Consider the following 11,520-nt stretch of genomic DNA (forward strand, 5'->3'; position numbering starts at 1 on the left):
CGACTGAGACGCTCTGGGGCACCAGGATGCTAGTCCTGATGACCATATCGACGTAATCACGTTGCGTACGCTTAACCCGTTGATTCATCACGTTCTCTCATAATAAAGACGGGAACGTGCCAACTCTATCCAGGAGCGGGGCAGTAGACACAAAAAAGCCCGGCTTCGCAGCCGGGCTTTTCTGTGTTCCGTGAAGCGGTTAGTCAGTCGTCGTTATACGGACTGGGCAACCGGGATCTTCACGGTGTCTGCCACTTCCTGGTATTCGGCCATTTGGTCGAAGTTAAGGTAGCGGTAGATCTCGGAGGACATGGAGTCGATGGTGTTCGCATACTCCATGTACTCTTCCTTGCTTGGCAGCTTGCCGAGGATAGATGCCACAGACGCCAGCTCAGCGGATGCCAGGTACACATCTGCACCCTGACCCAGACGGTTCGGGAAATTACGGGTGGAGGTGGATACCGCAGTGGACTTCGGCGCAATGCGTGCCTGGTTACCCATACATAGGGAGCAGCCCGGCATCTCGGTACGCGCACCGGCGCTACCGAAGATGTTGTAGTAGCCTTCTTCGGTAAGCTGGTGCTGATCCATCTTGGTCGGCGGAGCGATCCACAGACGGGTCGGCATGGTGCCGCTTTCCACTTTCTGCAGCAGCTTACCGGCGGCGCGGAAATGACCGATGTTGGTCATGCAAGAACCAATGAAGACCTCATCGATTTTGGCACCCGCGACTTCAGACAGAGTTTTAGCATCGTCTGGGTCGTTCGGGCAGCACAGTACCGGCTCGCTGATCTGGTCCATATCGATTTCGATGACGGTGTGGTACTCGGCATCGGCATCGGCACGCATTAGGCTCGGGTTTGCCAGCCACTCTTCCATGCCCTGAATACGGCGTTCGATGGTGCGTGCATCGCCGTAGCCATTGGCGATCATCCACTTGAGCATGGTGATGTTGGACTTCAAGTACTCGGTCACGCTGTCTTCGGACAGAGTGATGGTACAGCCAGCAGCGGAACGCTCGGCGGATGCATCAGACAGTTCGAACGCTTGTTCAACGGTCAGATCATCCAAGCCTTCAATTTCCAGTACGCGACCGGAGAAGACGTTAACTTTACCTGCTTTTGCAACGGTTAAGTGGCCATCTTTGATCGCCTGCATTGGAATGGCGTGTACCAGGTCACGCAGGGTGATGCCGGGCTGGCGTTTACCCTTGAAGCGAACCAGCACCGACTCCGGCATGTCCAGCGGCATAACGCCAGTGGCCGCGGCGAACGCAACCAGGCCGGACCCGGCCGGGAACGAGATACCCATGGGGAAACGAGTGTGGGAGTCACCACCGGTACCCACGGTATCCGGCAGTAGCATGCGGTTCAGCCAAGAGTGGATGATGCCGTCGCCCGGACGCAAGGAAACACCGCCACGGTTCATGATGAAGTCAGGCAGGGTGTGCTGCGTTTCCACGTCAACCGGCTTGGGGTAAGCGGCGGTGTGGCAGAAAGATTGCATTACCAGGTCGGCCTGGAAACCCAAGCAAGCCAGATCTTTCAGCTCGTCACGGGTCATTGGGCCAGTGGTATCCTGGGAGCCAACGGTGGTCATCTTCGGCTCGCAGTACATACCGGGGCGAACACCGTCCATGCCGCAAGCTTTGCCGACCATTTTTTGAGCCAGAGTGAAGCCCTTGTCGGAATCGCCAGGCTGTTCCGGCTTACGGAACAACTCGGAAGGTGCTAGGCCGAGGGCTTCGCGCGCCTTAGTGGTCAGGCCGCGACCGATGATCAGGTTGATACGGCCGCCGGCGCGTACTTCGTCCAGCAGAACCTGTGAGCGAAGATTGAACTCAGCGATAACTTCGCCGTCTTTTTCCACCTTGCCTTCGAAGGGGTAAACATCGATTACGTCACCGGTGTTCATTTTTTCTACATCGCACTCGAAGGGCAGGGCGCCGGAATCTTCCATGGTGTTAAAGAAGATCGGAGCGATTTTGCCGCCGATGCAGACGCCGCCTGCGCGCTTGTTCGGTACAAACGGGATGTCGTCACCAAAGTGCCATAGCACAGAGTTTGTAGCGGACTTACGGGAAGAACCAGTGCCTACAACGTCGCCCACGTAGGCAACCGGGTAGCCTTTTTTCTTCAGCTCGTCCATTTGGGTCAGCGGGCCGATTTCGCCGTCTTTTTCCGGGATGATGCCTTCACGAGCATTTTTCAGCATGGCGTTGCCGTGCAGAGGAATATCCGGGCGGCTCCAAGCGTCCTGTGCAGGGGACAGGTCGTCAGTGTTGGTTTCACCGGTGACCTTGAATACGGACAAGGTCATTTTTTCGGCCAGATCGGGACGCTTAGTGAACCATTCTCCTTCCGCCCAAGACTCGATGACTTCCTTAGCCTTGGCGTTGCCGGCTTTCATTTTGTCTTCCACATCGTGGAACGCATCGAAAACTAGCAGGGTGTGCTTGAGTTGCTCGGCCGCTTCATCAACTAGCTCTGCATCGTCCAGTGCGTCAATCAGCGGGGCTACGTTGTAGCCACCCTGCATGGTGCCCAGCAGCTGCACGGCACGTTTCTTATCAATAAGAGGGGAGCTGGCTTCACCTTTCACAATCGCGGTTAGGAAAGCGGCCTTAACATAGGCGGCTTGATCCACACCCGGCGGAACGCGGTTTACGAACAGGTCCAGGATAAACTCTTCTTCGCCAGCCGGCGGGGTTTTCAGCAGTTCTACCAGGTCGGCAACTTGCTGTTCGGTAAGCGGCTTGGGCGGTACACCTTCAGCGGCGCGCTCTTCTACATGTTTGCGATAGGCTTCTAGCACAGCGTTTCCCTCATCGTCGTCTTTGCTGATTTCTTTTAGAAATCAGTCTTTTAGGGTGTTACTGGGGGTTGGAATAGCGCGCGGAGTATAGCGGAATAGCCATCAATTGTTAAGCCAAACCACGATTGCAGCCATTCATTCCATGAATACTCATAATCACTGAGAACATGGGCCTGCATTCAAGGCAAAGTAATCAGTACGGTGTGTCACTCCCGGGAGGGGGGCGGCGAAAACGTTTGTAGCTCCAAAGATACTGATTGGGTGATTCGTCGATTAGCTGTTCGATGGAGTGGTTCATGCCCGCAAGAGCGTTATCCAGATCGTCGTCGGCTATCGCGGTGTCGGCTGGGCGAATTCGGATTTCGTAGCCCTGGGTGCCGGGCAGGCGACGAGCCCAAGCCATGAATGTGACAGCTCCGGTTTGGCGAATAAGTTTGCATGCCAGCGTACCGGTATAGGCCGGGTGCCCGTAAAACGGCACATGGCGACCACTTCGGCGGTCGGGAACCTGATCGGGGAGAATGGCAGTGAGTGCGCCCTTTTTCATGGCACGTACTAGGCCCGCAACGCCGCGGGCCGTAGTGGGATACATTGTGGAACCAAAATGCTCCCGGCCACTGCGTACCAGATTATCCACTTCGGGTAGCCCGGAGGGGGCAAACATGGCATGCAGGCCAAATTCAGTGGCCAGCCAGAAATTGAGCACTTCCCAGCAGCCAAGATGAGGCGCCAGGATCATGATCGGTTTGCCATCCGCAACAGCCTGGCGTAGAGGGGCATCACCGTCTACCGCTGCTACGCGCTGCAGTCCCTGGGCGGGGCGTCGCCAGAACAAGGCGATTTCAAAGGTGTTCTTGATACTTTCAATCAGTGACTCACGGGCCAGTTGCGCGCGCTTGGCATCGGAAAGTGCAGGATAACAAAGTGCCAAATTCGTTTTGCTAACCTTTAGCGCTTGGGTCGGTAGCCGGGCCACGATTACACCAATAATGGTGGCAAGCGCACGGTTAATGACAAAAGGTAAGGCGCCAATCAGTCGCAATGCGACAATTGCAATCTGACCTTTGGCCCGCTGTATTCGAGGATGTGTTTTTCTGCCCATGGCGCGACAGTATACGGGCGCGGCGGGAGAGCACCAGCGGTGCGGATGAGATTGCGTACAAAAACGCTATAATGCCGGCGCCTGTCTGCGGATAGGTTACCTTGAGCCAACGAGAGCCCCATGCACGACATTTCCCATATCCACGATTTTCTCCCCTGCGCCACACCGTCAGCTTGGGTCGACTGGGCATTGCAGCACCCGGATATTCTGTTGATTGACCATGCGCACTGCGAAAAGAAAGCGGCCAGCACAGCGATTAACTTGATGTTTCGTTATGTGGATCGTCCTGAGCTGCTGGACACGTTGAGCCAGCTGGCCCGCGAGGAGTTGCTACATTTCGAGCAGGTGGTACAGCTGATGCGTGAACGTGGTGTGCAATACGATCATATGACGCCGGCACGTTATGCCAAGGGGTTGCGCCAGCACATTCGCACCTCTGAGCCTGGCCGCCTGGTCGACACCATGATTGTGGGAGCGTTGATTGAGGCGCGTAGTTGTGAGCGTTTTGCGGCGCTGGCGCCCCATGTGGATGAGGAGCTTGGTCGTTACTATCGATACCTGTTGAAAAGTGAGTCGCGACACTTCGAAGATTACCTGAAGCTGGCCGAGCAATACGCCGGCGCGCCGATCGAACAGCGAGTGGCGTTTTTCAAAGAAGTGGAGCGGGAGCTGGTGGAGTCGCCGGATTCTGAATTCCGGTTTCATTCGGGAGTGCCTAGGGCCGTTGACCGCTAACACTCGCGATTTTGCTGTGATCATTTTGAAATGTAAGAGGCCGTGTCCAAAGGGTGGGCACGGCCTCCCGCGTTTCATCTTACAACAAACTGTTTCGCGCAGCGTTCAACGCTCAACTAATCTCAAAACTTTCCAGCGTTAGCCCAGTTTTACTGTCCGCCACAATCTGCCAGCCAAGTTCACCCCAGTCCCCCAATACCCAGCGCTTGCCTGTTCCCTCAGGCAGAGCGATGTCGTGCACGTCCGGGCGGTGGGTATGGCCGTGGATCAGGTGCTGAACGCCGGCCTCCTGCATCTCCCGAACCACTTCTTGTGGGGTAACATCCATGATGTTTTCCGCCTTGTTGGCATTGTTGCCCTGGCTTTGCATGCGCATGCCTTGGGCGATCATGCGCCGCTCTTCCAGCGGTTTGGCAAGCATCCCCTGTTGCCATTGAGGGTCGCGGGCCATGGTGCGGAACTGCTGATAGGCGGTGTCCAGGGTGCACAGGCTGTCGCCATGCATCAGAATGGCGGCGGTGCCGTAGAGATCCACTACGGTGCCCTCACCCAGCAAGGTGCCGCCGCAGGCAGCGGCGAAATCGTTGCCGAGCATGAAGTCCCGGTTGCCGTGCATAAAGTAGAGCTTGCTGCCGCTGTCAGAAAATTGGCGGAAGGCAGCGATGGCCTCTAGGTTGAACGGGGTGTCATCATCATCGCCGATCCAAGCTTCAAACAGGTCGCCCAGAACATAGAGGGCATCGGCTTTGCCGGCATGTTGTGCCAGCAGTTTTTTCAGTCCATCCAGATGCTCAGGGCGTGCCGGGTCCAGATGCAGATCAGAAATGAAGAGGCTGTAACTCATGGTTATTGAGCGTCCTTCACTTCGCTTGCCGGCTGCTTTTCTTGAGCGGACGTAGTGTCGTTATCAAGACGGTAAGCCTTGGTGATCAGAATGGGTACTTGCGGGACGTCGCGTGCCATCATGCCGTTAAGGCGCTGGCTGGTGGTAGGTTCCTGGGCAATGTTGTCGACCACATTCATGCCCTCGGTGACGGCACCAAAAACCGCATAGCCCCAGCCTCGGCTGTTTTTGCCGGTGAAATCTAGGCTGCGGCTATCGACCAGATTAATGAAGAACTGGGCGGTGGCGGAGTGTGGGTTGCTAGTGCGGGCCATGGCCAAGGTGCCGCGCTTGTTCTTGAGGCCGTTGTCGGCCTCGTTCTGAATAGGCGCGCGTGCGGCCTTACGCTGGCCGCTCTGGTCAAAGCCGCCACCCTGAATCATGAACCCGCGGATAACGCGGTGAAACTGGGTGTTGTTGTAGAAGCCACTATCGACATACTGAAGAAAGTTGGCGACGCTTTTGGGGGCTTTGTCTTCGTAGAGCTCAATGGTCACCGGGCCGGCGGTGGTCTCTAGACGGACCAGCGGATTAGCCAGCAACAGACCAGGAAGCAGGGCGAGCAGGGCAGCAGCAAGGCGCATGGCTATCAGTCCTCGATCAGCTCGGCGGATTCGATCAGAACCGGTTCTACCGGCACATCCTGATGGCCGCCTTTATTGCCGGTGGCGACGTTGCGGATTTTTTCCACCACATCCATGCCATCGGATACGGCGCCAAATACAGCATAACCCCAGCCATCCTGGCTGCGTTCCTTATCTAAGAAATGGTTGTCTGCTACGTTGATGAAGAACTGCGCGGAGGCTGAGTGCGGATCCGGTGTGCGTGCCATGGCAATGGTGCCGGCTTTGTTGGACAGGCCGTTACCCGCTTCATTCTTAATAGAGGCACGTGTCGGTTTTTGCTGCATATCTTCGCTGAAGCCGCCACCCTGGATCATGAAGTTGCTGATGACGCGGTGGAAGATGGTGCCGTTAAAATGGCCATCTTTAACGTACTGCACGAAATTTTCAGTGGTTCCCGGCGCTTTCTCTGCGTCAAGTTGCAGGGTGATTTTGCCGTAAGTTGTTGTCAGCAACACTTTCATTGATGTTTCTCCGCAGGGGTGGGCCCGTCAACTAACGCCTATTTGCGCGCAGAAGAGCCCTGAGTCTTTGACTGTTGGGGGGGCTACAGTACACTAGCGCACCTTCATTTTCACTGTACCCATTTACCGTATCTCTATCCGGACTGGCCAAGGCAATGAGCGAAACGAAAGCGCCAAGCAATTTTATCAGACAGATCATCGACCGTGACCTTGCAGAAGGTAAAAATGACGGCAAAGTAGTGACCCGTTTTCCACCGGAGCCCAATGGTTATCTGCACATTGGTCATGCTAAATCTATCTGTCTTAACTTTGGTATCGCGGAAAGCTATGGCGGCAGCTGTAATTTGCGCTTTGACGATACTAACCCGGAGAAAGAAGAGGACGAGTACATCCAGTCCATCAAACAGGATGTACAGTGGCTGGGTTATCAGTGGAGCGGACAAGAGCGCTTTGCCAGTAACTACTTTGATCAGCTTTATGATCTGGCGGTGGGTCTGATCCAAAAAGGGCTAGCGTACGTGGATAGCTTAAGCCCGTCAGAGATTGCTGAATACCGCGGTAATTTTACCACTCCAGGCAAACCGAGCCCCTATCGTGAGCGTTCGGTGGAGGAGAATTTGACGTTGTTCGAGCAGATGCGCAACAACAAACTAGAGGAGGGGGAGGCCGTACTGCGTGCGAAAATTGATATGCAGAGCCCGAATATCAGCCTGCGTGACCCAATCCTTTACCGTATTCGCAAAAAGACCCACCACCAGACCGGTGATAAGTGGGTGATCTATCCTATGTATGATTTCACGCATCCGTTGTCTGATGCTATCGAAGGCATTACGCATAGTCTATGCACCCTGGAGTTTGAGGATCACCGCCCCTTTTATGATTGGGTGGTGGAAAATACGTCAGTGACGACCACTCCGCGTCAGTACGAATTTGCCCGCCTGAATTTGAATTACACGCTAACGAGCAAGCGCAAACTCAAGCAATTGGTGGACGAAGGGTATGTAAACGGCTGGAATGACCCGCGCATGCCGACCATCTCTGGGCTGCGACGCCGTGGCTATACGCCAAGCTCCATTCGAACTTTCTGTGAATCTGTTGGCGTTAGTCGTGCGGATTCTGTGGTTGATATGGCCATGCTTGAAGCGGCGATTCGAGATGACCTTAACCAGCACGCTCCTCGAGCTATGTGTGTGATGAACCCGTTGAAACTGGTAATCGAGAATTGGGATGAGGGCAAGGAGGACGTTCTGGTGGCTCCGGTGCACCCTCAGAATGAGGCCAGAGGTACCCGGCAGGTACCGATGACGCGTGAGTTGTATATTGATCGCGAAGACTTCCGAGAGGAGGCTAATAAGAAATTCAAACGTTTGGTGTTGGGCGATCGTGTGCGTTTGCGTTACGGCTATGTTGTTCGGGCCACCGATGTTGTGCGTGACGATCAAGGTGAAATCGTGGAGGTGCGTTGCACCTATGATCCTGACACCTTAGGCAAAAACCCCGAGAACGCAGAGGGGCAGGGGAAAATGCGTGGCGTCATTCACTGGGTGAGTGCGGATAAAGCGTTGCCTTGCGAAGTGCGTTTGTACGATCGCCTATTCAGTGTCGCCAACCCCAACAAGGAATTAGAAGAAGGGCAGACTTTTCTGTCACACATCAACCCAGACTCTCTGACCGTTCTGGAGAACTGTTTAGTAGAACCGGGGCTTCGTGGTGCCTTGGCTGAGACTCGTTATCAATTTGAACGGGAGGGGTATTTTTGTGTGGATCAGGACAGTACCGAGAACCGGTTAGTATTCAATCAGACCGTGGGGTTGCGCGAATCTTGGCCTAAGGAAACCTGAGTTCGGGTGAGGGGCCGCTTTTGAGAAAACCGTACCTAAAAGGGGTGCGGTTTTTTTATGTCCACTCCCCAACGGGATAAATTGCGTACAATGAAAGTGTGGGAGTGTTGGCTTGGCGAGAGGGGGCGAACAAGAGAATGCAGAGAGAGAGAAGGGGGGCGCTGTTGGGCCCCCGTTGCGCTTAGCCGAAGGCTTTCTCACCGGATTGCAGGGTCTGGAAAATCAGTGTGTTGATGGTCATGGGTCCAACACCTCCGGGGACGGGGGTGTAGGCGGCTACGCGATCAACCAGTGGTGCCAGCTCGATGTCTCCGCACCGTTCCGGGTGGAAGCCGGCGTCCACGACTACGGCTCCATCTTTTATCCAGTCTGCTTTGATGAATTCTGGCTTACCTACTGCGCCCACCACGATGTCCGCTTGCTTGACCAGCTCGGGCAGGTTTTGAGTACGACTGTGGCAAATAGTGACGGTGGCATTAGCTTCTAGCATCATCATGGCCATGGGCTTGCCCAAAATGGCACTGCGCCCCACAACCACCGCATGTTTACCTTCCAGTTCGACTTGATAGTGCTCTAGTAAGCGCATGATACCCTTAGGCGTTGCACAGCCATAGGCTGCTTCTCCCATGCTCATGCGACCAAAGCCGAGGCAGGTCACGCCGTCTACATCCTTCTCTAGGCTGATAGCGTCGAAACAAGCGCGTTCATCAATTTGAGCCGGCACTGGATGTTGAAGCAGAATACCATGCACATCCTGGTTGTTATTCAGCTCATCAATTTTGGCCAGTAACTGTGCGGTGGTGGTTTCTTCGCTCAGTTCGATGGCGACGGATTCCATTCCGACACGCTGACAGGCGTTGCCTTTCATCTTTACATAGGTAGCAGATGCCGGGTCGGCACCCACCAGAATGGTGGCAAGAATCGGCGTGTGGCCGTTGGCCTTAGCTTTCAGGACGTCGACACGCAGGCGCATCTCCTGTTCAAACTGTTGGGCCAAGGTTTTGCCATCAAGAATCTGGGCAGTCATGTGGGCGGTCTCTCTGAAATTGACAACAGTGGGGGGCTTAGTAAGGTTGCGACTATTATCGCAGCCTACTGGGGGTAGCCGTGGACGGCGCGATTCTCGCATGTGGAGGCCTTGCGCGCAAAAGTTGTCTAAAATCTGAGCGTTAGAGATTTTTTGTATCAAATACCGTTGACGCTCATGGGGGTGCCGAGTATTATGCGCGCCTCGCTTTCGAGCTTAGTCACTGACGCAGCTTTAAGAGACGGGGTGTAGCGCAGCCTGGTAGCGCGCCTGCTTTGGGAGCAGGATGTCGGGGGTTCGAATCCCTCCACCCCGACCAGTTGGCTTGATGGCGAACCTGCAAGCGCCTGTAGCTCAACCGGATAGAGCAACGGCCTTCTAAGCCGTCGGTTGCAGGTTCGAGTCCTGCCAGGCGCGCCAGGCAGGTAGAAGAAAGCAAACAGTTTTATGGTGATTGTAGCTCAGTTGGTAGAGCTCCGGATTGTGATTCCGGCGGTCGTGGGTTCGAGCCCCATCAGTCACCCCATATAAAAAGCCTCCGGGATCGATCCCTGGAGGCTTTTTCGTATGGGCTTCAGTTGTTGCGCTACAGGCAGACTGTAGGCAGAGAAGCTCCCTTGAACTATAATCTTCGCCCTTCATTAGGCCGTCTTCGCGTTATTTCGGCGGCGGGCAGAGATATAAGTCTTTTTTAAAGAGGATGTTATGCAGGTTTCTGTTGAAACGACTTCAGGTCTTGAGCGCCGTGTGACGGTGGGTGTACCCGCAGAAAAAGTGGACGTGGCAGTAGAAGGCAAGCTGCAGGAAGCCCAGAAAACAATCCGTCTGGACGGCTTCCGTCCAGGTAAAGTGCCCATGCGTGAAGTAAAGCGTCGCTTTGGCGGGGCTGTGCGTAACGAAGTGCTGGCTGACGTCATGCGCGAAGCTTTCATTGAAGCAGTTGAGCAGGAAAAACTGCAGCCAGCAGGCATGCCGGGCTTTGAGGCTACCACTAACGAAGCGGGCAAGGATCTAGAATTTGTTGCCACCTTCGAGGTTTATCCGCAAGTCGAGCTGGCAGCGTTCGATAGCATTGAGGTTGAGAAGCCCCAGTCTGAAGTTACCGATGCTGATGTGGATACTATGATCGAAACGCTGCGTCAGCAGCGCGCTGAGTTTGCTGATGTAGATCGCGCCAGTGAGATCGGCGACCGCGTTAATATTGATTTTAAAGGCCTGAAGGACGGCGAAGCCTTTGAGGGTGGCACCGCTGAAGGCCAGAACCTTGAGCTGGGCTCTGGCCAGATGATTCCGGGTTTCGAGGATGGCATCGTCGGTATGAAAGCCGGTGAAGAAAAAGACATCGATGTGACCTTCCCGGAAGATTACCAGTCCGAAGACCTTAAAGGTCAGGCAGTTGTGTTCCATATCAAGGTCAACAAAGTAGAAGGTAAGGCTTTGCCGGAAGTGGACGCTGAGTTCATGAAAGGATTTGGCGTTGACGACGGCGACGAAACCAAGTTTAAGGCTGAAGTGCGCAAAAATATGGAGCGTGAGCTCAAAAACGCTATCACTAGCAAGGTGAAAGAGCAGGCAATGGACGGGTTGGTCAACTTGCACGAGTTTGACCTGCCGGGTGCTCTGGTAACCCAGGAAATTCAGCGCATGCGTCAACAGATGATGCAGCAGTTCGGTGGTGGTCAGCAGTTCGACCCCTCCATCCTGCCGGATGATCTATTTAAAGAGCAAGCTGAGCGCTCCGTGCGTTTGGGGCTGGTTGTTCGTGCCATTCTCGACAAAAACGAAATCAAGGCCGATGCCGATAAGGTAAAAGCTCGGGTTGAAGAAATTTCCGAGCAGTACGAAAAGCCTGAAGAAGTGGTGAGCTGGGTATACAGCAATCCTCAGCAGTTGCAGCAGATTGAAGGCGCTATTCTTGAAGAGCAGGTTGTTGATCTTGTGCTGGAAAGCGCAAAGGTTGAAGAGAAAACCATGCCCTACCAGGATGCAGTGAAGCCCCGCGAGCAAGCGGATGGCTAACGGAAGCTCCTC

9 protein-coding genes and 3 tRNA genes are annotated in these 11,520 nt (G+C 54.7%); 6 read left to right on the top strand and 6 right to left on the bottom strand.

Going from position 1 to position 11,520, the window contains the following annotated elements; translation table 11 throughout:
• Positions 1-213: 213 nt before the first annotated feature.
• On the bottom strand, positions 214-2,814 hold the full coding sequence (gene acnB, locus AS19_RS06340; protein WP_011588484.1) for a bifunctional aconitate hydratase 2/2-methylisocitrate dehydratase: 2,601 nt from the start codon (positions 2,812-2,814) through the stop codon (positions 214-216).
• Between the two features lie 193 nt (positions 2,815-3,007).
• On the bottom strand, positions 3,008-3,916 hold the full coding sequence (locus tag AS19_RS06345; protein ID WP_011588485.1) for a lysophospholipid acyltransferase family protein: 909 nt from the start codon (positions 3,914-3,916) through the stop codon (positions 3,008-3,010).
• Positions 3,917-4,036: 120 nt separating this feature from the next.
• Here AS19_RS06345 and AS19_RS06350 point away from each other — a divergent pair, with 120 nt between their 5' ends.
• Positions 4,037-4,651, top strand: a complete 615-nt coding sequence (locus AS19_RS06350) for a tRNA-(ms[2]io[6]A)-hydroxylase (RefSeq protein WP_011588486.1) — start codon at positions 4,037-4,039, stop codon at positions 4,649-4,651.
• Positions 4,652-4,763: 112 nt separating this feature from the next.
• Here AS19_RS06350 and AS19_RS06355 read toward each other — a convergent pair whose 3' ends face one another.
• From AS19_RS06355 to AS19_RS06365, 3 genes are read right to left on the bottom strand one after another with little or no spacing between them, the layout of a single operon-like run.
• Complete coding sequence (locus AS19_RS06355) at positions 4,764-5,495, bottom strand: UDP-2,3-diacylglucosamine diphosphatase (RefSeq protein ID WP_011588487.1); 732 nt, start codon at positions 5,493-5,495, stop codon at positions 4,764-4,766.
• Positions 5,496-5,497: 2 nt separating this feature from the next.
• Positions 5,498-6,118, bottom strand: coding sequence for a peptidylprolyl isomerase (locus tag AS19_RS06360; RefSeq protein ID WP_011588488.1), 621 nt, complete (start codon positions 6,116-6,118; stop codon positions 5,498-5,500).
• Positions 6,119-6,123: 5 nt separating this feature from the next.
• Complete coding sequence (locus AS19_RS06365) at positions 6,124-6,621, bottom strand: peptidylprolyl isomerase (protein ID WP_011588489.1); 498 nt, start codon at positions 6,619-6,621, stop codon at positions 6,124-6,126.
• Positions 6,622-6,776: 155 nt separating this feature from the next.
• Between AS19_RS06365 and AS19_RS06370 the strand changes: the two genes are divergently transcribed.
• A complete protein-coding gene (locus tag AS19_RS06370; RefSeq protein ID WP_046961843.1) occupies positions 6,777-8,462 on the top strand; it encodes a glutamine--tRNA ligase/YqeY domain fusion protein in 1,686 nt (561 codons plus the stop codon).
• A 181-nt stretch (positions 8,463-8,643) separates the two neighbouring features.
• On the opposite strand, the gene folD is transcribed toward AS19_RS06370, so the two are convergent.
• Positions 8,644-9,489: a bifunctional methylenetetrahydrofolate dehydrogenase/methenyltetrahydrofolate cyclohydrolase FolD gene (folD, locus tag AS19_RS06375; RefSeq protein WP_041704932.1), complete on the bottom strand. Its 846-nt coding sequence runs from the start codon at positions 9,487-9,489 to the stop codon at positions 8,644-8,646.
• A 242-nt stretch (positions 9,490-9,731) separates the two neighbouring features.
• Here folD and AS19_RS06380 point away from each other — a divergent pair.
• The 4 genes from AS19_RS06380 (at position 9,732) to tig (ending at position 11,508) form a co-directional block, all read left to right on the top strand.
• A tRNA-Pro gene (locus AS19_RS06380) sits at positions 9,732-9,808 on the top strand.
• Positions 9,809-9,832: 24 nt separating this feature from the next.
• Positions 9,833-9,909, top strand: a tRNA-Arg gene (locus AS19_RS06385).
• 30 nt (positions 9,910-9,939) lie between these two features.
• Positions 9,940-10,015 (top strand) — tRNA-His (locus AS19_RS06390).
• Between the two features lie 179 nt (positions 10,016-10,194).
• Positions 10,195-11,508 (top strand): trigger factor, encoded by a 1,314-nt coding sequence (gene tig / locus AS19_RS06395; RefSeq protein ID WP_011588492.1) that lies wholly within the window; start codon positions 10,195-10,197, stop codon positions 11,506-11,508.
• The last annotated feature ends 12 nt before the right edge of the window (positions 11,509-11,520 follow it).

It is taken from the genome of Alcanivorax sp. NBRC 101098 (assembly GCF_001010505.1).
Lineage (GTDB): Bacteria > Pseudomonadota > Gammaproteobacteria > Pseudomonadales > Alcanivoracaceae > Alcanivorax > Alcanivorax borkumensis.

What these genes read in the sequence shown, in the direction of transcription:
- folD (WP_041704932.1), bottom strand. Translation starts at nt 9,489, where the DNA reads ATGACTGCCCAGATTCTTGATGGCAAAACCTTGGCCCAACAGTTTGAA.
- AS19_RS06345 (WP_011588485.1), bottom strand. Translation starts at nt 3,916, where the DNA reads ATGGGCAGAAAAACACATCCTCGAATACAGCGGGCCAAAGGTCAGATT.
- AS19_RS06355 (WP_011588487.1), bottom strand. Translation starts at nt 5,495, where the DNA reads ATGAGTTACAGCCTCTTCATTTCTGATCTGCATCTGGACCCGGCACGC.
- AS19_RS06365 (WP_011588489.1), bottom strand. Translation starts at nt 6,621, where the DNA reads ATGAAAGTGTTGCTGACAACAACTTACGGCAAAATCACCCTGCAACTT.
- tig (WP_011588492.1), top strand. Translation starts at nt 10,195, where the DNA reads ATGCAGGTTTCTGTTGAAACGACTTCAGGTCTTGAGCGCCGTGTGACG.
- AS19_RS06370 (WP_046961843.1), top strand. Translation starts at nt 6,777, where the DNA reads ATGAGCGAAACGAAAGCGCCAAGCAATTTTATCAGACAGATCATCGAC.
- AS19_RS06360 (WP_011588488.1), bottom strand. Translation starts at nt 6,118, where the DNA reads ATGCGCCTTGCTGCTGCCCTGCTCGCCCTGCTTCCTGGTCTGTTGCTG.
- AS19_RS06350 (WP_011588486.1), top strand. Translation starts at nt 4,037, where the DNA reads ATGCACGACATTTCCCATATCCACGATTTTCTCCCCTGCGCCACACCG.